This window comes from Desulforhopalus glucosivorans (genome assembly GCF_054397165.1).
This window is the reverse complement of sequence record NZ_AP044854.1, coordinates 1,036,883-1,059,481: the sequence shown is the minus strand read 5'-3', so window position 1 is coordinate 1,059,481 and position 22,599 is coordinate 1,036,883. Positions and strand designations below refer to the sequence as shown.

At 44.1% G+C, this 22,599-nt stretch carries 17 protein-coding genes; 12 read left to right on the top strand and 5 right to left on the bottom strand.

Going from position 1 to position 22,599, the window contains the following annotated elements:
* Positions 1 to 15: 15 nt before the first annotated feature.
* From speB to ACX6CI_RS04515, 6 genes are all read left to right on the top strand, one after another.
* Positions 16 to 852: an agmatinase gene (gene speB, locus ACX6CI_RS04540; protein WP_458776986.1), complete on the top strand. Its 837-nt coding sequence runs from the start codon at positions 16 to 18 to the stop codon at positions 850 to 852.
* A gap of 172 nt (positions 853 to 1,024) precedes the next feature.
* The gene (locus ACX6CI_RS04535) at positions 1,025 to 1,942 is read left to right on the top strand and encodes an ion transporter (RefSeq protein WP_458776985.1); all 918 of its coding nucleotides are present in this window, start codon (positions 1,025 to 1,027) and stop codon (positions 1,940 to 1,942) included.
* Positions 1,943 to 2,016: 74 nt separating this feature from the next.
* Positions 2,017 to 2,472 (top strand): hypothetical protein, encoded by a 456-nt coding sequence (locus ACX6CI_RS04530; protein WP_458776984.1) that lies wholly within the window; start codon positions 2,017 to 2,019, stop codon positions 2,470 to 2,472.
* 300 nt (positions 2,473 to 2,772) lie between these two features.
* Positions 2,773 to 4,854: a metallophosphoesterase gene (locus tag ACX6CI_RS04525; RefSeq protein WP_458776983.1), complete on the top strand. Its 2,082-nt coding sequence runs from the start codon at positions 2,773 to 2,775 to the stop codon at positions 4,852 to 4,854.
* Between the two features lie 261 nt (positions 4,855 to 5,115).
* A complete protein-coding gene (locus ACX6CI_RS04520) occupies positions 5,116 to 5,802 on the top strand; it encodes a TIGR00153 family protein (RefSeq protein WP_458776982.1) in 687 nt (228 codons plus the stop codon).
* 12 nt (positions 5,803 to 5,814) lie between these two features.
* Positions 5,815 to 7,080, top strand: coding sequence for an inorganic phosphate transporter (locus ACX6CI_RS04515; protein WP_458776981.1), 1,266 nt, complete (start codon positions 5,815 to 5,817; stop codon positions 7,078 to 7,080).
* Between the two features lie 108 nt (positions 7,081 to 7,188).
* Here ACX6CI_RS04515 and ACX6CI_RS04510 read toward each other — a convergent pair whose 3' ends face one another.
* Both ACX6CI_RS04510 and ACX6CI_RS04505 read right to left on the bottom strand, forming a co-directional pair.
* Positions 7,189 to 8,034 carry a DUF3108 domain-containing protein gene (locus tag ACX6CI_RS04510; protein ID WP_458776980.1) on the bottom strand — a complete coding sequence of 282 codons (846 nt, stop codon included), beginning with the start codon at positions 8,032 to 8,034 and terminating at the stop codon, positions 7,189 to 7,191.
* Between the two features lie 163 nt (positions 8,035 to 8,197).
* Complete coding sequence (locus ACX6CI_RS04505; RefSeq protein WP_458776979.1) at positions 8,198 to 10,081, bottom strand: transglycosylase domain-containing protein; 1,884 nt, start codon at positions 10,079 to 10,081, stop codon at positions 8,198 to 8,200.
* A 156-nt stretch (positions 10,082 to 10,237) separates the two neighbouring features.
* Here ACX6CI_RS04505 and mutL point away from each other — a divergent pair, with 156 nt between their 5' ends.
* From mutL to trmFO, 6 genes are all read left to right on the top strand, one after another.
* Positions 10,238 to 12,202: a DNA mismatch repair endonuclease MutL gene (mutL, locus tag ACX6CI_RS04500; RefSeq protein WP_458776978.1), complete on the top strand. Its 1,965-nt coding sequence runs from the start codon at positions 10,238 to 10,240 to the stop codon at positions 12,200 to 12,202.
* 210 nt (positions 12,203 to 12,412) lie between these two features.
* Entirely contained in the window at positions 12,413 to 12,736 is a 324-nt protein-coding gene (locus tag ACX6CI_RS04495) for a hypothetical protein (RefSeq protein WP_458776977.1), read from the top strand.
* Between the two features lie 302 nt (positions 12,737 to 13,038).
* Complete coding sequence (locus ACX6CI_RS04490; RefSeq protein ID WP_458776976.1) at positions 13,039 to 13,731, top strand: DUF922 domain-containing protein; 693 nt, start codon at positions 13,039 to 13,041, stop codon at positions 13,729 to 13,731.
* A 92-nt stretch (positions 13,732 to 13,823) separates the two neighbouring features.
* Positions 13,824 to 14,405 carry a 3D domain-containing protein gene (locus tag ACX6CI_RS04485; protein WP_458776975.1) on the top strand — a complete coding sequence of 194 codons (582 nt, stop codon included), beginning with the start codon at positions 13,824 to 13,826 and terminating at the stop codon, positions 14,403 to 14,405.
* A 1-nt stretch (position 14,406) separates the two neighbouring features.
* The gene (locus ACX6CI_RS04480; protein WP_458776974.1) at positions 14,407 to 15,660 is read left to right on the top strand and encodes an MFS transporter; all 1,254 of its coding nucleotides are present in this window, start codon (positions 14,407 to 14,409) and stop codon (positions 15,658 to 15,660) included.
* Positions 15,661 to 15,800: 140 nt separating this feature from the next.
* Positions 15,801 to 17,141: a methylenetetrahydrofolate--tRNA-(uracil(54)-C(5))-methyltransferase (FADH(2)-oxidizing) TrmFO gene (trmFO, locus tag ACX6CI_RS04475; RefSeq protein ID WP_458776973.1), complete on the top strand. Its 1,341-nt coding sequence runs from the start codon at positions 15,801 to 15,803 to the stop codon at positions 17,139 to 17,141.
* A gap of 18 nt (positions 17,142 to 17,159) precedes the next feature.
* On the opposite strand, the gene ACX6CI_RS04470 is transcribed toward trmFO, so the two are convergent.
* From ACX6CI_RS04470 to ACX6CI_RS04460, 3 genes are read right to left on the bottom strand one after another with little or no spacing between them, the layout of a single operon-like run.
* Complete coding sequence (locus ACX6CI_RS04470; RefSeq protein ID WP_458778435.1) at positions 17,160 to 18,965, bottom strand: DnaB-like helicase C-terminal domain-containing protein; 1,806 nt, start codon at positions 18,963 to 18,965, stop codon at positions 17,160 to 17,162.
* Positions 18,966 to 18,974: 9 nt separating this feature from the next.
* A complete protein-coding gene (locus tag ACX6CI_RS04465) occupies positions 18,975 to 22,352 on the bottom strand; it encodes a cyclic nucleotide-binding domain-containing protein (protein WP_458776972.1) in 3,378 nt (1,125 codons plus the stop codon).
* A complete protein-coding gene (locus ACX6CI_RS04460) occupies positions 22,352 to 22,552 on the bottom strand; it encodes a hypothetical protein (RefSeq protein WP_458776971.1) in 201 nt (66 codons plus the stop codon). The genes ACX6CI_RS04465 and ACX6CI_RS04460 overlap by 1 nt, the downstream gene beginning before the upstream one ends.
* Positions 22,553 to 22,599 lie beyond the last annotated feature (47 nt).

Sequence of the window (22,599 nt, the reverse complement as noted above, 5' to 3'; positions counted from 1 at the left end):
CCGAAGGTATAATTTATGAGTAGTACATCTGTTGAAAACCAAGACTTAACCGAGGACGACATCGTTGTTGTCGGGGTACCATTAGACAGTAATTCATCATATATGCGTGGTCCAGCCCTTGCTCCTGGGAAGATAATTGATGCTCTTTATTGCGACTCAGCCAACCTATGGACAGAGGACCTGATTGATGTAGGAGCATTATCCGGATTGCATTTCAGACCAGATATCAAGATAATAGATGAGGCAAAAGCATTTACGAAAATTGAAAGTGAGATTGACAAGATTTTGGTGCACAAGTCACAAGTCATTACACTTGGGGGAGACCATTCCATCACCTTCCCTGTCATTCGTGCATTTGCAAAAGTATATGACAAGCTGAACATACTGCACCTCGATGCTCATCCCGATCTATATGATGAATTGGATGGTAATCTTCATTCTCATGCTTGTCCATTCGCGCGAATAATGGAAGAGAATTTGGCGGCAAGACTCGTTCAAGTTGGTATTAGGACCATCACAGGCCACCAACAGGAACAAGCTCAGAAATTTGGCGTCGAAATAATCAATATGAAAAACATCTCTGTCGCTACAGACCTGGCTTTCGATGGACCTGTATATCTTTCTTTAGATATGGATTGTTTAGACCCAGCCTATGCACCGGGTGTATCACATCATGAACCGGGAGGAATGAGTACTCGAGATGTTCTCGATATAATCCAAAACCTCAAAGGAAACCTGGTTGGAGCTGATATTGTAGAATTAAATCCTGATCGTGATTTTAATGATATGACTGCAATGGTGGCAGCTAAGTTCTTAAAGGAAATAATCAGTAGAATGGTCGTGAAAAAATAGTAACTTTTGCATTAAAAAAAGAGCTGACTGTTCGATACACCTATTAACAACAGGTTAGGCAAGTAACATCCGATCAAACCACACTGATTATTACACATTTCACAAACATGGCCCTTGCGAAATTCGCTCTATTTGATAAACATGGTTTATCATTGGACAACATAGAGTTGTGATGTTTAATATTTTTTTCCCAACCTCATCTCATATAACTTCAGCCATGGTTCTCCCAAAAGATACTCTACCACCACCAGGAATACGTAGTAAACTTGCGACCCTGATCGAAAGCCAAACAGTTATTCGGTTTATTACCTTTCTCATCATTATCAATTCCATTACCCTCGGTCTTGAGGCTGATCCTGAAATGATAGCTGAGTATGGGACACTGCTGTTTGCAATTGATAAAACAATCCTGCTGACTTTTACCCTGGAATTACTGATAAAATTCTACGCATATCGCCAAGATTTCTTTAAATCCGGGTGGAATAACTTTGATTTTGTAATCGTTGCCATTGCATGGATTCCCACAGGTGGTGCGTTTGCAATTTTTAGAGCGCTCAGGATTTTACGGGTTTTTCGTTTGTTCTCCGTTGTGCCGCAAATGAGGAAGGTGCTCACCGCCCTACTCAACTCAATTCCTGGAATGTTATCGGTGGTGGGAATACTCACCCTGATTTTTTATGTGTGTGCAGTGCTCGCTACAAAACTCTTTGGTCATCATCCTGACCCTCAGATGCAAGAGTGGTTTGGCTCAGTCTTTGCCTCACTATATACCCTGTTTCAAATCATGACCCTTGAAAGCTGGTCAATGGGAATCGTTCGACCAACAATGGAAATCTACCCGCTTTCCTGGATATTCTTTCTTCCTTTTATAATCGTCACAAGCTTTGCCGTGCTCAATCTCTTTATTGGAATCATCGTCGATGCCATGCAGTCAGCTCAACATGAGCCTAGAGAGACAGATAAATCTGAGTTAAAACAATACACCCATCAGGAAGTTGAAAGCCTGCACCTCAAATTTGACCAGTTACAAGAGGAAATAATTTCACTGAAAGAAGTGTTAGAACAACAATCGAAACATCAAAGCCCATAGAGGAGACCTGAAAGAAGCGTTAAAATTCAAACAAAAACCCGCAGCACATTAAATTCAACATAGGGACAACTATTATGAAAAAATGTACTTTGGCAGTTATGATTTTTGCGATTTTCTGTATCACAGGTTTTTCCCAAACAGTACAGGCTGAGGAGGCAAAGGGAGGACTCTTTGTCAACCTCACGACAGATGACACCTGGGCTGCCACCAAGGCCATTATGTTTGCCCACCAAAAGGCATTGAAACGGGGACATAAACCTGTTGCCATCTGGCTTAATGTGAGGGGCATTTACCTGGGTGACAAAAAACGCGCCTCACACGTTCACGGCTTAATGAAGGATAAGAATCAATCTATCCAGGACATGCTTGCAGCATTTATAAAAGATGGAGGAACTGTTATTGCCTGTTCTGCCTGCTCAAAGGCGGCTGGTCTTGTACACGATGACTTTATTGATGGGGTAACCATGGGCAACCCCGATCTCGTCTCTGAGATTCTGTTTGATCCAAATGTGAAGACATTATCCTGGTAAAACTGTTCACAACATATCCCTGTTACACTACCCGTAAACGGGATATGTTTTCTTTCTCCTACCATTCCTGAAGAAAGAATTATTTTTACATTTCTCCGTTATTTCTTTATTCTCATAATACTAAGCCTTTTGAAAAAACAGGATTTTCGTCCAAGATCAAGGCCTGTAAAAATTTTTATCACAGGCATATAGTTAATATTCAGAAGATAAAATTTTGAACAAAACGAAGATATTGGGCGCTAAGACACTTTTGCAAGTGGCTCTACTATCAATCCTATTTAACTTAACCTGTGCTGACTAATGGCTGATCCTCTCAAAAAAATCCTCGAACCAATCAAAGATCTCCAGGTAATACGAGGGGTTGAGCTACCCATTGGTCTTGAATTTCTCCAACTTGTGGTGACTGGCCCCCCGGGAGCTGGCAAATCATATTACATTGAACAGATAAAAGGATGGCCCAATGAGGGTTACATTGATCTTGCTCAAAATGGTTGGTGGAAGGAAAAATCCCTTATCTACAGGCCAAGAGAGGTTCACCTGGGTCTGCCGTTCAAAGGTGTGCAAGAATCCCTGACGGTCTTTGACAAGGAGTGGCTCAAAAGCGATCCTCCTCTAGCACTTGAACTTGATCGTATTGTTCTACCACCATTGAAACAACATTCTTTCCAGACCAACTGGCGGAACCGGTATATATTTGAGTTTCTCATACCCGGACCTTCAACCATTTATGAGCAGCGGCTCGCAAGGCAAAATCAGGGTTACTTCCCGGTGGATGAAAAACTTAATCTGGATATGGTTCGCAGACAGGTTGAAGTCTATAGAGAAGTCGCCCTCTACCTGCATAGAGCTGGGCTCAACGTCTATCTTCGAAAGGGACTTGATAAAACACCTCTATTTTTTGCAGAGCCCGGAGTAACAAGTGTCCCCCGCTGGACGCTTGATAAACCCATAAAAAAGCCTGCTCTCAACACCCTTAACGGCTGGAAATATCTTTTTAGAAGACGCTACCCCATTCAATGGATAACAGTTACAAACAATCCTGAAACCATTAAACAACCGGGCCGAATCGCCCACGATGGACGCAGTTTTGGCCTTCGACTTGGAAATAAGTTCCTCCGTTTTCATCCTGAGATTGTACTTGGTGTTAAAAAGAAGGTGGCCCATAAAAACTGGATTATTAACACTGACCTCTCCTGTTCCACTAAAAAACTCCGTGGCTTTATGCGGATTAAGGTTGGGGAGACAATAGTTCTTGGTCATTCCAATCCCGAGTTTGCACAACTCTTCGACTTTGATGACAGTGTTGGACAACGACATATCAGCATTACCAACCGCAGGGGCGATCTGATACTCACCCCGCTTTCACTGGAATTTAAAACTAAGGTTGTACTGCTCAATGATCTAGATCTTCGTGAACGCTTAGAGCGTGGTCGCCACAAAGCATTACTCAAAATACGCCGCAGTTACGGCCAGGAAATTGCTCCACTGCCGCCAAAACTTGCCCTTGATTCAATTCGGGCAGTAAACGAGCTTCTTACAAATGAATCCTTTCGTCCCGAAAACAAAGAGGGATTTGTTGGAGGACTTGTGGAGTTATCCTCTAAAACGTCACCTGTAATTGTTGGAGACCTCCATGCTGAGGTGAATAACCTGCTTAAGATTTTAAGCGAGAACTGTCTGCTTGATTGTTTACGCCTCAAAACTGCCACTCTGATCATTTTAGGAGATGCTGTTCACTCCGAAAATGCCAGTGAGATGGACCAGTTTGAGTCATCTATGTTGATGATGGATATCATCTTCAGACTTAAACTCACCTTTCCCGACAATGTTTTTTACATTAGAGGAAATCACGACAGTTTTAGTCCTGAAATCAATAAAAATGGCCATTTACAAGGCGAACTTTTCCAGGAGACATTAGCTGAGACCCGCGGGGATGAATATGTTCAGCAGATGCAGCTCTTTTACGACAGTCTTGCCTATGTCGTAAGCTCAAATGATTTTATCTGTTGTCATGCAGGGCCGCCACGCTTTGAGGTAAAGCGAAATGATATTATCAATATCAAGCCCGAGAGTAAACTTGCAAAAGAGTTGACCAAGAACCGACTACAGCGTCCTAATCATCTTGGTGGCTATTCAAAGGGTGATGTGAAAAAATTTCGTAAAAGCCTTAATGTATCTGCCAAGACTCCGTTCTTTGTTGGTCATACCCCTATGGATCCCTTCGGCAGCTACTGGCTTAATGCCGGCACCATAAAGAACCACCACGTTATCTATAGTGCCCACGATGATGGGCCAAGTATTTTTATTCGCACTGGTGATAACTTTATGCCAATCAGTTTTCCGGCAGAACCACTGACTGAATTCATCAATGATCTTAAGTAAAAACAGGTTATCAATGATGAGAAGACGTTCTTTTGTTGTATTGAGCAAATACACCCGGCCGTAAATCGTTATACCAGTGCTACCAACGGACCGTCAGGCGAGGTGTCTCAACACAAAAAAACCATTGACTTTCCGACAATACTTAGTAATCAGGCTCACAAAATCTATATAATTTTTCACGAATACTGGCTTGAAGATTTAAGACACAGTACAATAATTTAACAGCTATTAAATATATCCATATACAGGGGATTTCGTACTATGCCAATAATGTCTAACCGTTCTCTTTCGGGCCTCCTGCGAGGCTCACCGTTTCGGCCCATACAGGAACACATGTCAGTTGCTTTTTCCTGTGTTTGCCTGATACCACCTCTTTTTGATGCTGTGTACAGAAATGATACAGCCCAAACTGCAGATTTTGCATCCCAGATTTCAAGTCTTGAAACCCAGGCGGATAAGCTTAAATCGACCTTTCGCCTCAATATGCCAAAGTCTCTTTTTATGCCGGTTGACCGAAAGGATCTGCTAAGCCTCATTGCCGACCAGGATAAGATAGCCGACACTGCAGAGGATATTTGTAAGATTTTTCTCTACAGATCCATGGTGGTTCCGGAAGCAATTAAAGAATTGCTTGATGAACTCCTTGAAGGCACCATGGAGATTGCAGCTGCTGCCAAAGAAATGATAGAACAACTCGACGAGCTCCTTGAACTCGGTTTTGGTGGCCGGGAAAGCGCCATTGTTACCGAGATGATCGAAGGCGTGCGCAGAAGCGAACATAACATCGATGATATTCTTCATAGATGTCAGAAACAATTGTTTTCCATTGAAGGAGAACTCGACCCTGTTTCTGTCATGTTCTGGTATAAGATTATAGAATTGCTGGGTCTTATTTCTGATCAGTCAGAAAACCTTGGTGACCGTCTCCTTCTTTTTCTCTCTAAATAACATAGGTATGTAATGGAAATTATAGCATCATACGGAACGGTCCTACTCATCCTGGCCATTATTTTCGGGCTGTACATGACCTGGGGAATCGGCGCAAATGACCTCGCAAATGCCATGGGAACATCCGTTGGAGCCGGAGCTGTAAGCGTTAAACAGGCAATCTGTATTGCCATTATTTTTGAGTTTTTGGGAGCTGTGCTCGCGGGTGGTCATGTTACCAAGACTATTCGTAAAGGAATAATTGACCCCACCTCCATTGTTAACAGTCCTGAAATTCTTGTGTATGGAATGCTGGCTGCACTTCTTGCAGCTGCAGTCTGGCTGATGATAGCCTCAGCAAAGGGCTGGCCTGTTTCCACCACACACTCGATCATCGGTGCCCTTATAGGTTTTGCCATAGTTGGTATCGGACCTGAAGCTGTTAAGTGGGGCAAGGTTGCAAGCGTAGTAATGAGCTGGGTTGTCTCTCCTGTTGTTGGTGGAACCATTTCATTTTTGCTGGTTATCAGCACCAGAAAACTTATTTTTGATACAGATAATCCCCTCAAAAATGCCAAGCGTTATGCACCTATGTACATCTTTCTTGTGGGTTTTGTCATCTCACTGGTCACCATGTTCAAGGGGCTTAAGCACCTGAACCTTGAGCTGTCCACCGGCCAGAGTTTTGCGGTTGCTACCTGTTTTGGCCTCTTAACTGCTGGCATTGGCTGGACCTTTATTCGTAAGATTGTAGACGACCCCAAGGCTAACAGGTCTTTTAGCTATGCAAGTGTAGAGAAAGTTTTTACCCCGATGATGCTCTTTACCGCCTGCGCCATGGCCTTTGCCCATGGTTCCAATGATGTTGCCAACGGCATCGGCCCCCTTGCTGCTATTTACAGTATTATCAGCTCTGGTGGTGAGGTTATGCAGTCCTCACCTCTGCCTATATGGATTCTACTTCTTGGTGGTGGCGGTATCGTTTTAGGCCTTATTACCCTGGGCTACCGCGTTATGCTCACTGTTGGTAAGAAAATCACTGAGCTTACTCCTTCAAGGGGTTTTTGTGCAGAGCTTGCTGCTGCAACCACAGTAGTACTTGCCTCTAGAACAGGTCTTCCTGTATCTACTACCCATATTCTGGTTGGTTCTGTTCTTGGTGTAGGACTTGCGAGAGGTATTGGTGCTCTTGATCTGCGGGTCGTTCTCAATATTATCATCTCCTGGCTGGTCACCCTGCCAGCCGGTGCTATTATGGCGATGCTCTTTTTCTTTACCCTTAAAGGTATCTTCAGTTAAGTTAATCCCGGTAAGCGGTTAAGAAACTACCGGTAACTTAATCAATACAGCAAAAGCCCCTGGCCATTAATTGCCAGGGGCTTTTTTTAATGCAACAAGACAAGATGATTATTCTTCCCGTTTTTCAAATTTTCGTAAATCTGCCACTATCCTGCCAATCTTAGGATCACCAGTGATTTTCAGAATCTCTTTACGCTCATCTTTTGACAGATAGATTTTAAAACCACTCATCTTCACCTCCCGGGGTTCTTTTAACGTTCGTGTTTCAGGCACAATAACCCAACAAGGACGAAGTACACCGTCTATAGTAAGAGCTGTTTCCTCCGGGCAGAGGAGATGAATTTCATACTGTTTAGTTCCGGTAAAAAGATCAAAAACCTCACTGGTCCCAACCTGCCAATCAAGACTACGGATAAGGAAAACGATGGAAAAAGGATCAAGAATAAAGCTTTCTGACTCATATTCTTTTGTCTTTACCTTTGCAGGATTATTTCCTTTAACTTCTTCCTCTGTAACTACAATCCTGTCATGTGACTCAAACTCCGCATTGATGGTTTTCTTTTTCCTTCCCGTTTGCTCTATAATCTTTGCCGTCTGAGGCAATAAAGGATTCCTTGTGACAGCCACCTCACCCTTGTACTTTACCTTATAGAGGTGTTTTAAGATCCCTCTGGTCCTGGCCTTAACCGCTACAACATATTCATCTCCTGTTCGATCCACTGCGATGCTTGCCCGACCAAGTTTAGTCCCTTTCAAGAAGACATCGTAGTAATAGGTCCCGGGGGTAGGATCAAATTCTGAAAGAATATCCAGCTCACCACTGCTGGTCTTTCTTTCGGTGACCTGAGAGCTGTCTACTAAAGTCTCAGCAAAGCTTGGGTTGTTAAAAAATACCGTGCTGCAAACAATCGTGAGACAGCATCCAACGGAGATAATTTTTTTTCTATAATCCATAAACACCAGCTCCAGATAGAGAGAATACTGCGGGTGGAAAAACAATTACATTATGGGAACGTACAGTGGTTATATCTACAACGAATTATACATGTAAATTTGAAAAAAAAGGTGAAAATAATGGTATCCACCTTTTAAAACAAATGAGTGGTCAGGCACCAACTCAATGAGTTAAACTGCCAAGCATAAAGTCACGCCAGATTGGTGCTGCAGTGGCCCCGCCGCTCTCTTTTTTGCCCATGGACTTATTGCGGTCATATCCAACCCAAACCCCGGTTGTGTATGTATTATCATAACCGACAAACCAGGCATCGCGACTTTTATCTGAGGTACCAGTTTTACCACCCTGTACCCCTGGCACATCGGCCACCTTTTTTCCGGTGCCCTTGGTTACCACGCTATGGAGCATACGTTTCATACCATCTGTAACACTTTGACTCAGCACTCTCTTTCTCTTGCCAGGCTCTTCGGGGTATACAACTGTCCCATCAGGTAAAACCATCTTTTCAATAAAACGTGGCATAAGAAAGGTTCCATTTCCTGCAAAAGGCAGGTAGGCACCGGTCATTTCAAGTAGAGAGATATCTGCGGCCCCAAGGGAAAGAGACAGGTCAGGTGGCAAGCTTTCTTTAATACCAACATTTTTTGCCAACTGATGAACACCCTTATAACCAACCTTCTGCATTAATCGCACTGAGGCAGCATTATAGGAGTGAGTTAGAGCATTATTGAGGGTCGTCATACCATGATATCTACCCGAATAATTTTTCGGACTCCAGGTTCTACCATCCTTTCCTCTAATGGATATGGGTCCGTCATCAATTGCCGACTGTGGTGTCCATCCCTTTTGTAAGGCAACAGCATAGACAAAGGGCTTAAAGGTGGAGCCCACCGGGCGTTTGGCCTGGGTTGCCCGGTCAAAGGGGGATTGTTTAAAGGATGTACCACCCACAAGGGCGCGTATCCGACTATTCCTGGTCTCAATAGAGACAAGAGAGCCTTGGGGAGGAGAGTCAACAGTTTTTCCTGCAATAATTTGCCTGCTTTTGCTTGCTTTCACCCCTCTTCGAACTGCCTTTAAAGCCTCTTTCTGCATTTTTGAGTCGAGGTAGGTATAGATCCTCACCCCTGCTGACTGCAGCGGGCCACCAAGGTAGTCACGCGCTTTTTTCTTCACAATCTGCAGATAATATGCATTTTCATCTGTTGCATACTGCACCCTGGAGTTGAGGTGGGTCTTTGCCTCATATGCTTTTTTTGCTTTTTCCGGACTCACGTAGCCATCAGCCGCCATTCGGTTCAACACATATTTCTGCCGCTCTACAGCGCGGTCCATATGGTTAAACAGCGAATATCTGCTGGGCGCCTGTGGTAGACCTGCTAAAAGTGCACATTCGCCCAAGGTGAGTGTAGCGGCACTTTTACCAAAATACACCTGCGCTGCTGCCTCTACGCCATGGGCACCTTCACCGAGGTATATCTGATTGAGATAGATAAAAAGGATTTCATCTTTGGTCAGTAACTTATCAATTCGCCAGGCAAGTATGGACTCCTTAATCTTACGAATATAGGTTTTTTCAGGAGTGAGCAGGAGCGATTTTGTCACCTGCTGGGTTATAGTCGATCCGCCCTGGCTTTTAGCCCCGTTTTTAAAGTTGTTTATAACAGCACGTAAAAGAGATATAAAATCAAGGCCCGGATGTTCATAAAAGCGTCCATCTTCAGCAGCCACAAAGGCCTTTGCAAGATACGGTGACATCTTAGTAAGAGGTATTACCGTTCTATTTTCAGTAAACATACGATCTACGATCTTACCATGCCGATCGTAGATTACCGTGGACTCCGCTGGTCTATAATTTTCAACAGTGCTGATATTTGGAATATTCAGGCTTGAATAGGCGAGTAGCAGGCCACCCACAAACATGGTTTGCAGAAGGCAGATAGTAATAAGAAAAAAATAAATACTCTTTTCTCTATATATTCTGGCGCGGGTAGCAGGTTTACGGGGTGGCCGCTTTACAGGTGTTTTCCGGTTAGATGGTGACACAATTACAACTCATGGTAATATTTGTAGATTCAATCAATGGGGTAATGTCCTTAATTGTTATTATTGGAATTGACTACATTAACAAATAGATCCGATGTTACATTGCAGGAGCAATCTAACATCTCGTTATGAACGCGCAACAGGAAAGTCTTAACTATGTCTAAAATCCGAATACTTCCAGAACAACTCGCCAACCAGATTGCAGCCGGAGAGGTTGTTGAACGCCCCGCATCTGTTGTTAAAGAAATGGTTGAAAACAGTCTTGATGCCGGTGCCACCCGTATTGAAATTGAGATCGAAGGTGGCGGCACCCGACTTATCCGCATCATAGATAATGGTGAAGGAATGGAAGAAGATGATCTTCTCATGAGTCTTGAGCGTCATGGTACCTCAAAGATACAAACTGAAGAAGACCTTGGAGCAATCGCAACCCTTGGTTTTCGTGGTGAGGCTGTGCCCTCCATCGGATCTGTCAGTAAACTCACCCTCACATCCAGAGTCAAGGACAGTGATCTTGGTACCAGGGTGGTACTTGAATATGGCAAACTCACCAAGGTTCACGAAATCGGCTGCAGTTTCGGTACGACCATGGAGATACGAAGTCTTTTTGGTAAAACACCAGCAAGACGTAAATTCCTGCGTACAACCAGAACAGAAGTGGGCCACATTGAAGAGGTTGTAAAAAATTACGCCCTGGGTTGCCCGGATATCACGTTCATTCTGCGTATTAACGGAAAAGACACCCTCTATTTTGATGGAAGTCAAAGCCTCACCCAGAGGCTTGGAAACCTCATGCGTTATGATGGTCCTTTTATCCCTGTACACTCATCCAGAGGAACTGGGGATCGAAAAATTCGAGTAACCGGCCATCTTATCCCCCCAGAGAAGGTGACCATAGGACCTTCCAGATTACGGATCTTTGTGAACAGTCGAGCAGTTAAAGACCGGATGGTCACCCACGCCATTGGTGAGGGCTTACGTTCGTTTCTGATGAAGGGTAAAAATGCTTCCGGGCTTATTCATCTGGAACTCCCCCATGATGAGGTGGATGTTAATGTTCATCCTGCAAAGCATGAGGTACGTTTTAGAAATTCTCAGGATGTGCACACCTTTCTAAGCCGTGCAGTCGCCTCTGCCATGGAAAAACATCAACAGGATCTGCAAAGTTCAATATTTGGCGGCAACAATGCTCCAGACAGAACTCCAGCCCCCATAGATCCAGGCCTACGTACCGATAATATACATCCAAATGAGACTCACGTGGATAAGCAGGAGTATACCAGTCATCCGACTGAAAGTGTTGTATCAGTTCCCCATCCAGCCCCTGTTACAAATAATAGTGCACAGTCCTATAGCGAGCCTGATCCTGACCTTGAAGAAAGACTAGCTGAAGACCCTCCTCTAGAAATATGGGAACCAACCAGAACATCTGAACCACCTCCGCAATCGTTGTTTCAGGATTCGCCACCAATCCATAGGCAGCCGATCAAAGATTCTGAGCCAACTCTACCAAGTAGTGTGCCTCCTGTAGAGAAACGACAGCTTGACCATAATCTTCTGGTGATTGGCCAATTTGATGATCTCTATATCTTCTGCAAAGACAGTGAAGGTCTTTTGGTTGTGGACCAGCATGCAGCCCACGAACGACTTCTCTACGAAAAACTGCATAAACAGTACCTCGACAAATCTGTGGTCAGCCAAACCCTGATGTTTCCTGAAACTGTCGAGCTATCCCTATTTCAGTCACAACTGACCTTAAAGCATACAGAATCCATTGAACGAATGGGCTTTCGTATCAGTGAGTTTGGAGGAAACACCTTTGTGATTTCAGCCGTCCCTGCACTTGCAGGTCTTAGCAATCCCCGGGAACTGTTTCTTGATATTCTTGAACAGTTTGGCAGTGAAACCGGGACAAATGGCGGGGGAAAACTGGATAATATTCTAGCCGGCATGGCCTGTAAAGCTGCCGTTAAGGCCGGGACATCACTTTCAAAGCAGGAAATTGATAACCTCTTAAACGAAATGGCCAGAGCCGATCTTTTCTCACATTGTCCCCACGGAAGACCCGTCATTAAACGCTTTAGCAGTGATGAGGTAAAGAAATGGTTCTACAGGACATAGGAATAGCTCGACAAAATTACACACTGTGCAACAAGCGTCCCCCCGGTGGGCAACTATTGTTCTTTTTTGGTCCTGCCACCAAAAGCCTAGGACCTATACCACTGTAAAATCGACATTTTAGACCATGGCATATCTTTTGCTTAATATTGTTTGAGGTTTGATGGAGTCAAAACTCACCCTGAACACTATTTAACAAAAGGAAAATACGTCATGAAAAACTTAGTCAAACCAATAACTATTGTCGCATGTCTGCTCATATCCGGATACGCCTACGGTGTGTCCAATTCCACCAATAAAAACAATATCGATCCTGCTCAAATTGAAGCTCCAGCAAAACAAGAGACCCAAATGTTCCACGGTATTGTGAAACGGCTCGATGATGGAATGGCCCTTTATACCGAAAATGAAGTATATCCCCTCATCGGTGGCGAGTTTGATATGATTAGAGGTAAAGAGGTTAACATCATCGGCAAGGTTGTCGATGAAGGCGATATCAAGAAGCTCGCAGTAAACCGTATTCAACTGAGCAAATAATTATCACCGTCTTCATTGTTTGACTCCAATAGCAATGCTATAGAAAAAGGGAGCCAGTGATCCTGTGCTCCCTTTACCTCTCTTCTCTCCACACTACCTCGCGTTATCCCCTCTGTAATTTTCAAACCTACCCAGACTATTCAAGCCTTTTAAAATTGAGGCTATTGAGCAATATCTCATTCAATAAGATGTATGAACATGGTTAATTATTGATATGTTGCCTATAATGAGATCACAGATGTTCAATGTCCGCGTTATAACGTTACAGCGTTATAATGTTCTCTCACGGAGATTCCAAACCGATGAACAACGAAAATTTCTTGTATTTTCTCCCTCTGATTCTCTTCTTTCTGTTCAGCATTGGTTTTACCGGCTGCGCCCGACTGCCAGACTATGCCCAACCCCACATGAGCAGCCAGCCGTTTGATCCAGCTCTTTCATATTTTAGCTATAGACCACTAAAAACAGAAGATTTTCAGGCGACTCAGCCCGCGCCATCCATAGGTGATCATAAGCATATGATTAACGCCCACACCTCTCTCTCCCTGCGGCCTGTCCATGATATACGCTATATCATCAGTCCTCCTGAAATAAACTTTGGATTATATAAGGCGTATCTTCAGGAGCTTGGATTCAGAGCTGTCATGGTACCCGAAAGAAGCTGGTGGAACCCTCAGCTTACCCCGTCCAAAACAGCATATGTACTCCAGCATGAGCAGATTCATTTTGCATTAATGGAAATTGCAGCACGCAGACTCAACAGAAAACTCGCGAGTATGCCAGAAAAGGTGATCAGCGCTCCTCATGGGGCAACAGTTGTACGCAGATTACAGGAAACCATCGATAGTGAAGTTACAGCAATTCAGGCTGAAATTTTAGAAGAACACACAGCTTTTGATAAGGACACTTCACTTTTTCACGATCCCCTGCGTCAACAGCAGTGGTATGACAACAGCCAGGACGAGCTTTACGACCTGTCAAAATGGGCTCGGTAAGAAACTATCAGTTTACGGGTAAACATGGTAACTTATGAGTATCAGATTCTTTTTTTATACTTCGTTTTATACATAACTACCTCAAATTCATAATGCAATTCAATCAACTCTCATCAGCGTACCACCATATTAAAATCTGCTTTTCTAAGCGTTGCCTGCTTGTAGGTCTGACCCTTCTCCTATTACAGACAGGATGTGCTAAAACCCGGATTCCTACTGTCATTGAAACAACTGCATACTGCAACTGTTCCTCCTGCTGCAGCTGGGAACGGGGTAGCTGGCGTTGGCTCAAACTCGACTTCTGGAATAAGTATGTCAGTGCCGGATCAGGAAAAGGACGCCACTACAGTGGACTGACCGCAAGTGGAACCAAGCCTCGTGAACCTGAAGCCGGACTCTTTTCCACGGATTCCATCTATCGTCCCTGGATGATCCCTGTTCGCCTTGTTCTGTTCCCATGGTATTTACTTCCCCACGATGGAACTATAGCCGCTGATACCGCATATTATCCCTTTGGTACCCGGATGTATGTTCCCGGTTACGGTTGGGGGGTAGTTGAAGATCGTGGTGGAGCCATTAAGGGCGCTAAACGAATTGATCTCTACTTTAACTCCCATGGTGAAGCCCTACAGTGGGGCAGGAAGAAAATTGCTGTTACCGTTGAGCCTCGATAGAATGATTGATCAAGAGATAGAGACAAAAGAGATCAAAGTCGTTCAATTGCTTCTGGTCTTTATTCCCTTTGCCACAGGATATTTTCTTTCCTACCTTTACCGCGTCGTCAACGCTGTAATTGCCCCATATCTTGTCGATGAGCTATCCCTCACCCCATCGAGCCTTGGACTGCTTACTGCCGTCTATTTTATCACCTTTGCCTCCTTCCAATTACCCCTGGGGATACTCCTTGATCGTTACGGACCCCGCAAGGTTGAAGCGACACTTTTACTCTTTGCTGGCCTTGGCGCTTATATTTTCAGTCAGGCAGCAACACTGACAGGGCTTGTGATAGGTCGAGCATTTATAGGCTTTGGCGTTTCTGCATGCCTCATGGCTGCTTTTAAATCATATACGCTCTGGTTTGACAAATCTAAATGGCCCATGGTGAACGGATTTCAGATGGCTGCAGGCGGACTTGGAGCACTCGCGGCCACCTCTCCTGTTGAATACGCCCTCACCATTACAGATTGGCGAACCTTATTTGTCCTACTGGCTGTTCTTACAATTTTCTGTGCTGCTTTTGTATTCTTTGGAGTCCCTGAAAAAACGAGTAACGCTCCCCGGGATACACTTACCCAACAAATCAGAGGTATTCGGACTATCTGCACCAGCCGCACGTTCTGGTGTCTGGCACCTCTGACTACCGCATCCCAGGCAGCTTTCCTTTCCCTCCAGGGGCTCTGGTCAGGACCATGGCTTATAAACGTCGGGGAATTTACACGAGCAGAGACAGCGGATATCCTGTTTTTAGTGGCTCTTGCCATGATCACAGGCTTTCTCAGCTTGGGCTGGCTTACACAGTGGCTTGGAAAAAAGAACATTCCAACCTCGACGACTGCTGTTACGGGGATGTCATGTTTTATGATCGCTCAACTGCTCCTGATAGTTTTGCCGCGAGAGTTCGCAATTACAACCTGGGTCATCTTCGGATTTAGTGGCACAACAGGTATTATCGCATATGCGGCTCTTGCTCAATCCTTTCCGCAGAAACTTTCCGGACGGGTTACCACTACAATCAATCTTCTGGTATTTGTCGCAGCCTTCTGTACCCAGTGGATCGTTGGTGCCATTATTGACTACTTCACCGCAGATACTGCGAGTTTACTTCATGTTGTCGGCTTTCAGTGGAGCTTTTCTCTCTTACTCTTTCTTCAAGTTGGAGGCCTTTTCTGTTTTTTCCTTCTACGTGAAAAATCAATTGACGTAGAGTAAGCTGTGCTTAATTTAGCCCCAACCTGGCTGGATTACGTCACCAGTTACATCAATGACTTCAGCCCTATCAAGGATAAGTATTTTACCACTTATCATGACCTGCTGATTTCAAATACATTTCATAATACCAACTCACTATAATGGCAGATAAAATTACTACGATAATAGGCGGCGGACTTGCCGGATGCGAAGCCGCATGGCAACTTATACAACGGGGTTGTAAGGTCCGTATAGTTGAAATGAGGCCTGGTCAGCACAGCCCGGCCCACCATAGCGACGATCTTGCAGAACTGGTCTGCTCCAACTCTTTTCGCTCTAACGACCCAACTTCAGCTGTGGGGTTATTAAAAAAAGAGATGAGAGAGCTTGGTTCTTTGATCATAGATAGTGCCTACGCTACAGAAGTCCCCGCCGGAAAGGCCTTAGCCGTAAACCGTGAAGCCTTTGCAGCACGTATCACAAAGATCCTACACGAACATCCCCTTGTGGAAATTATCCACCAGGAAATTACCGAGATACCAGAAGCTGGCGATGGTCCCATAATACTTGCAACCGGACCACTCACCTCATCTGCGCTTGCGGATTCGCTCGCTCTATTTACCGGTAAAGAACGCCTCGCCTTCTACGATGCCATAGCACCCATTGTCTATAGCAATTCACTGGATATGAATATTATATATTCAAAGTCGCGTTATGAAGATGGACCGGGTGACTACCTCAACTGCCCCATGGATAAAGAGACATATCTCCGCTTTATAGAAGAACTCAATAACGCGGACTATGTTCCTCTTAAAGAATTTGAAGAGCCAAAATACTTCGAAGGCTGCCTTCCTGTTGAAGTAATATGTTCCCGTGGTGAAGACACCCTGCGCTTTGGTCCTATGAAACCGGTGGGACTGGAAGACCCTAGAACTGGAGAAGATCCATACGCGGCAATTCAATTGAGAAAAGAAAACAAAGAAGGCACAACATACAACATGGTGGGCTTCCAAACAAAACTCACCTACAGTGAGCAAAAAAGAATTTTTAGTATGATTCCGGGAATGGAAAACGTTGAGTTTGCCCGACTTGGTTCAATCCATCGAAACACTTTTATCATCTCTCCAGAAATACTTGACCCGACCTTACAATTTAAGACCCGCCCAGACCTCCTGCTTGCAGGACAACTCTCTGGAGTTGAAGGCTATATTGAATCTGCGTCCATGGGCCAGCTGGCTGGTATTAACGCTGCACGCATAGTCAATGGTAAGCAACCTGTTGTACCGCCAAAAGACACAGCATTAGGTGCCCTTATAGGCCATCTCACAGAAAGTGACCCTAAGAGGTTTCAGCCCTCAAACGTAAACTTTGGCCTATTTCCACCATGGGAGAAAAAAATCAGGAAAAAATTCAGAGGGGAAGAGCGGGAGAAAAGATCCGACACCGCCTTTACAGAATGGCTTAAAACTTCAGGGTTACAGACAATACAACCAGGAGAATAACCCTGTTGATGCGGGTAATTACACCTCATCTCCAATTGGCTGCTCTACAAAGCCCCAGAAGGGGTAGTCCAGATTATAATTTGCGACTCGCCCGGGGCTATGTTCTCTACTTGCCACCAGCCAGAGACAGTTATTTCTCTCATGGGGCTCACCTGTAGAGGATGCCTTAGTTGCAGGAAAGAGTACCATCGCATTATCCGCACTATATTCAATGTCGCCCGACCCCTTAAAAACGCCTAAATGTGGGGTGTTGTCGTAAGAATCTCCAGCACCTCTTGAAAGTTCTGAGATCACAAGAAATGAGACGTTTAATTCGTCCCGAATGGATTCCATCTGTCTGAGCCAGGCATCAATACCTGTTCTCTGCTCTGAAAATTCCTTAAAGGGAAGTTTATGGAGACTGTCGATCACAACAACTGTATATTCACTGCGGGTCTCATGACGAATAAACTCGATATGTTTTCGCATCAATTCAGGCGTAATTGTTCTATCATTTATAACTCGCCAGTAAAAGAGCATCTGTTCAAACGTAGCTTTTGCGGTTTTCAGCTCAAAGGATTCTTCTCCCCCTCCTGCTGACTGATGCAAGTTATCTGTTATGAGTCTACTGAGGCGACTGAGAGTACGCTGGTAAATTTTCTGTCTACCGTTTTCAAAATCATAATAGAGTACTGGTATTTTCCTCTGTGCCATCTGAGAGGCAACCTGTATGGTAAAGGTTGACTTACCTACTTTTGGACCTCCACCGATTATATTAATGCCGTGTATCCCACCAAGTGCATCATCAAGGAGAGGAAAACCTGAAACTAAATTTTTATAATTACTCCCCTGCTGACTTTTCAGCCCCTGTAAAAATTGTTGGTATTCTCTTTTGGGAGAGGAAAAAGGCGAAAACGACCGGGAATCTCTTATCATTGCCCCGATACGTTTTCCGTAATCCTTACCACTGTCTTCTGCAAGATTAACAAAACTATATCGGGCTGGCGTCGCTGCGGGCCATGGAAGGATCCTTGCCCTATAGCCAAAGCGCGAGGCAAAGCTAGAGCTGCTCCCAATAGACTCGATGCTATTACTCGCAGCGACAAAGATAGTTTTTATACCAGCAAACAGTTCAATGGGTAATTTGTCCAGGTGGCTATGGTGGGGTACTGCAACTGCAGGGAAACCTAATTGCTTAAGGGTGAGTAAACTGTTCTCATCTTCGCAGATAAAGAGAGTACCCTGTTCACAGTGCTCCAACTCCGCGCGGTTAAAAAGGGTATAGGGGACTTCTGTATAGGACTCATCACCCTGCCAGAAGAAATCCTCCTTCTTTTCCGGATATACACATCTGGCACTATAGCAGTTGCCATCCTCCTGGAAATACGGATAGACAATATATCGACCGTTAAAGCCGATATTAAGCAGGTTCAGAACTGTTTTTGATACACTTCTTTGACGAAAATACTCCAGAAGAGAATCACCTATTCGATCCTGGTATAGGGCGATTTCATCGTTGATATTTTCCACAGGAAATTCATGAACAACCCCTAGGTTCTCACGATCAGGATCATAACCAGGCACTCCTGAACTATCGATAGATGCCTGTTTTGCATACCATAGAGGGAAACCTCCTGGAATACAGGAATTACTGCAACGAAAATATCCGTAAAAAAAACTTTCAGGATTCAAAACAATGGCAAGTCGACCTGGCCCCTGTCCTCTACTTTTGCAAAATGGGCAGGGTGCCGATTTATTGTCAGAAGCAATAGAGAGATGTTTTCTGTAAAACTCTTCTACGGGATCCATCAGTTCCATCTTCTCCCCGGCCACACCACTCACCATTGGACTCACCTACATCTCCTGTGTAGAGGCGGGTTCAATTCTACATAGTTGAATGATGTCGTAGAGTTGCTGGGTTTCAAGCAGAACATCAAATTTTAAATGCACTGAATATTCATTATGTGTCCCCTTACAGGTCTTAACTGAAACTATGGTACCTGTCACACTCGGTAGAGTATCCCTGGTGTCACCGGTTGGCAGTTCAATTCTTGCGGTTCGCCCAAGTAACTGTCGCAGGCTACTTTTATGTTCCAGCTCAATTGTACAGGCCAACCCTCCCTGGGAAATATCGATGAACTGAGCCTCTGCATTTATGCCGGTGCTCCGCCCCCTGGTATCAATAAGGGTCATTTTGACCTTACTTTGAATCTGATGACGTTTGTGGAGCCTTCTGTCGCGACTGCTTTTAATAATGAGAGATTCAACACGTTCAAACTGTTCACAGAAATTAAGGAGCTTTTCTTCCAGTTCAGGAAAATCCTTGTTCCACTGCTGTAGAACATCCACAGGAAGAAGGGAAACATCAGAATCGCCAACACTTGCTACAGACATTGTCCATATGGAAGGCTCGAAAAATGCATCTGCACCAAAGATTTCTCCACTCTCCATGGTGGTAATAAGAAAATCATCTCCCTCATCTCTGTAGTAAATTTTTACCTCTCCACTATTTACAAAAAACAGAGCATTTTGCTCCTCACCCTGCTCGACAATGGGGCTCTCTGTTGCATATTTTCTATGCTCCAGATGTTCAAAAACCTCACTGAATTCTTCACTACTCAGGGCGTCATATAAGTCGCTCCAAACTTCAAGGTGGCTTTTATCTATGGAGGCAATCTTTTCGCGTGCTATGATTTCGCCGGCCCTTAAGGTATTGGAGACGTCTGTCTTGTCGATTTCAGCAAGCCACTCTTTAAGCATTTCTGCCTGGGGGAAATTTCTCTTTCGGGCGGTCTGCTCTATTAAAAGCATCAGTAATCGAACGCCCTCTTGCTGTTCACCTTTAGAAAGATAATTACGAATCGCCTGTTCCTCGGGAAGACCGGTGATGACCCTTTGGTGAACGGCAGTCTTTTTCTTGCTGGCCAATTGCTTCATTGCAACTTTACGTAATTGGCTTGCCTGCATATGCTTCTTTTTAAGGGCCTGCATATCGTTTTTCAAAAAATGCAGGGCTTTATCTGCGCTTGCCCAGACCTTTTTAGAAATATTTTTCGAAGATTTCTTCACACCCTTAGTGGCAATAAAATTCTCGACAGCTCGAAGAGACACACCACATGGGCAACGCCCCAGGGTGTCAAAGAGAGCAAGAAGAAGCGGCTCTCTTGTGTTCTCTGAAAAGCTGGTATACTCCTCCAGAAGGATTGCAAGTCTTGAAGCGACTTCCTGGTCACAAAAAGAGGCAAATGCCTCAACAATCTGAATCGATATCGTCTCCGATGCTATATTAAGAGATTCAAGAAACAATTTCTTTCGCCTGGGGCCACCTATCTTATACATACAGAGAAAAGCTTCTCTCTGTACTCTAAAATCAGAATGCTTCAAAAATCCGAGAACAGCCTCAGCATCCTCTGCTCCTCCAGCCTCCCCAAGAAGTTTAATCAAATTACGTTTGCCATACCAGGGCATATGATTTGGCAGGCGATCATGTATAATAGAAGGGAGATAACTCGTGTTGTAGCTAAGAAGATCTATGATTTTAAGGCGATCGAAAGACCCTTCTGTCTCTATAAGAACGTCAACCAAAAAACTCACTGCCACAGGCCCCTGAAGAACAAGACGATAGCCTAAGGCTTCATCTTTTGGGTTTTCCAGGTAATCAGTCAAAAAGTGTGGAAGACTGGGACGATCAATACCTCTATCCTGAACCTTACCAACAATTACTTTCAACGTATCACTTTTTTCAATCTGCCCTGAGCGCATCTGATAAAATAGCATAAGGATCTTATCACCAAGTTCCTTCTCGCCATCCTTCCAACTGGCACGCATCATTTTTTGCAAAAATGTGATGATCTTTTCAAAAACCTGACTACCAAGAGCTGATCTCTGAACCACCAAAATGAGCGGTTCCACGAGTATTTCAACCTGATTGACGAGGTTTGCTTCCAGAAAATCATCACCAATCTTCAAAAGACAATGCAGGACGTCTCCACTCGCCTTCTCATGGCTTTTACCCAGGTAAATGATAAGTTTTTTAAGTACCTTGGGAACATATTCACTCTTAGGTCCTTTGTACATTTCAAGCATCCCTTCCGGCAATGCCTTAATGAACTCTTCGTTTTCGAGAACCTTATAATCCCCCTCTAGAATCCCACTAATACCTGAGTTAAGACGTTTTTTGATCCGTTCTCTTTCCCCTTCATGAATAATAGTCTTAGCCTTTTCAGCACTGAGAAAGGTTTTTCCTTTTTCACTATTCATCAATGCCAATAAGGACTTACCAAGTAACTGCATCTCCGGGGACTTTGCCCCCTTATGATTTACCCGAGCAATCTGCTCGCGAAAAATGACAATGATCCGCCCTGTCCTGCTTCCCGAAAGACCACTTACCAGTTGGGTGTAGACAGACTTGCCCAAAGATGAGGGAAAATCCTGACAAAACAGAACACAGAGTGCTGAATCTTTGAGATTAACAGCAAGGAATTCAGCAAGCTGAGTGGCAACAACCTGAAGCTGATCCTTGTCTATCAAGGTCTCTGCAGTTCTAAACATCTTAGGAAATTCCGCAGCAGCAATAATTTTTTTCTTCTGACGTATTCCTTGAAGAATTCGAGCGATGGTTGCGGCCAGGATCGAAACGGAACTATCAACCACACCGATGCGTTTTTTTAAATCTTCTATCACAAGCGGACGCTTGTCTTTACCTAAAAGACATAAAACCAGTTCAGGACGAACTTTTAGAATATTTCTCTCTTTTTGAGATTTGGCCCGTGAGACATCTTTTCCTCCATCACTGCTTGATACACTTTCAGGAAAATAGTTGGCCAGCCCAAGCCCTGTAACATATTCAAGCCCACCGCCATGTTCTTTAATTTTTGCAACAGACCCCTGAAAGACAGTCAATAGCTGGTGAAAGGTAAAACGATCCATATCTGCCGTAACAGAGAGACTGGCAAGCCCTAAAACCTTGAGCTGCCTATATATATACAGATTTGGGAAAGAGTCGAGAACGTCCTGGTGTAATGGTGTACCGCAGAGGTGTGGCTGGCCATCAATGAGGTCAAATTTCAACACCTTATAGAGTCGCAGATATTCCTTTATTGATTTATAGCCTCTATCCACAGCGGCGGTAACCTGTGGTGCTTCAGGAGGATATATTCGACTCGTCGAAATAGCATTATTAAAGGATTTTAAAACCTCAACACCTCTGACCTGCAGCTCATTTCTCTTCATTAACCGACACCGTTATAGTAACAACATTTAATGTACTGTTGTGATACGTTCTCTTCAGCCTCAAGCTTTAATAAACACAAATTAGCAGAGTCTTCCTGTCTTCCATGACAGCTTGCAGCGGGTAAAATTCTGAAAAAATAATCTTCACAAGCAACTGAATTGATAACCTTGTAATTACCTGAAAAAGATAAAAGCACCATAGAACGACTCCCCAACATATAGTCTATGAAGATTATATACGGGTTTA

Bases quoted from the DNA above. Each gene is read 5' to 3' on its own strand.
- ACX6CI_RS04535 (WP_458776985.1), top strand. From the start codon at position 1,025: ATGTTTAATATTTTTTTCCCAACCTCATCTCATATAACTTCAGCCATG.
- ACX6CI_RS04490 (WP_458776976.1), top strand. From the start codon at position 13,039: ATGAACAACGAAAATTTCTTGTATTTTCTCCCTCTGATTCTCTTCTTT.
- ACX6CI_RS04470 (WP_458778435.1), bottom strand. From the start codon at position 18,965: ATGGTGAGTGGTGTGGCCGGGGAGAAGATGGAACTGATGGATCCCGTA.
- ACX6CI_RS04520 (WP_458776982.1), top strand. From the start codon at position 5,116: ATGCCAATAATGTCTAACCGTTCTCTTTCGGGCCTCCTGCGAGGCTCA.
- mutL (WP_458776978.1), top strand. From the start codon at position 10,238: ATGTCTAAAATCCGAATACTTCCAGAACAACTCGCCAACCAGATTGCA.
- speB (WP_458776986.1), top strand. From the start codon at position 16: ATGAGTAGTACATCTGTTGAAAACCAAGACTTAACCGAGGACGACATC.
- ACX6CI_RS04495 (WP_458776977.1), top strand. From the start codon at position 12,413: ATGAAAAACTTAGTCAAACCAATAACTATTGTCGCATGTCTGCTCATA.
- ACX6CI_RS04510 (WP_458776980.1), bottom strand. From the start codon at position 8,034: ATGGATTATAGAAAAAAAATTATCTCCGTTGGATGCTGTCTCACGATT.
- ACX6CI_RS04530 (WP_458776984.1), top strand. From the start codon at position 2,017: ATGAAAAAATGTACTTTGGCAGTTATGATTTTTGCGATTTTCTGTATC.
- ACX6CI_RS04525 (WP_458776983.1), top strand. From the start codon at position 2,773: ATGGCTGATCCTCTCAAAAAAATCCTCGAACCAATCAAAGATCTCCAG.
- trmFO (WP_458776973.1), top strand. From the start codon at position 15,801: ATGGCAGATAAAATTACTACGATAATAGGCGGCGGACTTGCCGGATGC.
- ACX6CI_RS04465 (WP_458776972.1), bottom strand. From the start codon at position 22,352: ATGAAGAGAAATGAGCTGCAGGTCAGAGGTGTTGAGGTTTTAAAATCC.
- ACX6CI_RS04460 (WP_458776971.1), bottom strand. From the start codon at position 22,552: ATGGTGCTTTTATCTTTTTCAGGTAATTACAAGGTTATCAATTCAGTT.
- ACX6CI_RS04485 (WP_458776975.1), top strand. From the start codon at position 13,824: ATGCAATTCAATCAACTCTCATCAGCGTACCACCATATTAAAATCTGC.
- ACX6CI_RS04515 (WP_458776981.1), top strand. From the start codon at position 5,815: ATGGAAATTATAGCATCATACGGAACGGTCCTACTCATCCTGGCCATT.
- ACX6CI_RS04480 (WP_458776974.1), top strand. From the start codon at position 14,407: ATGATTGATCAAGAGATAGAGACAAAAGAGATCAAAGTCGTTCAATTG.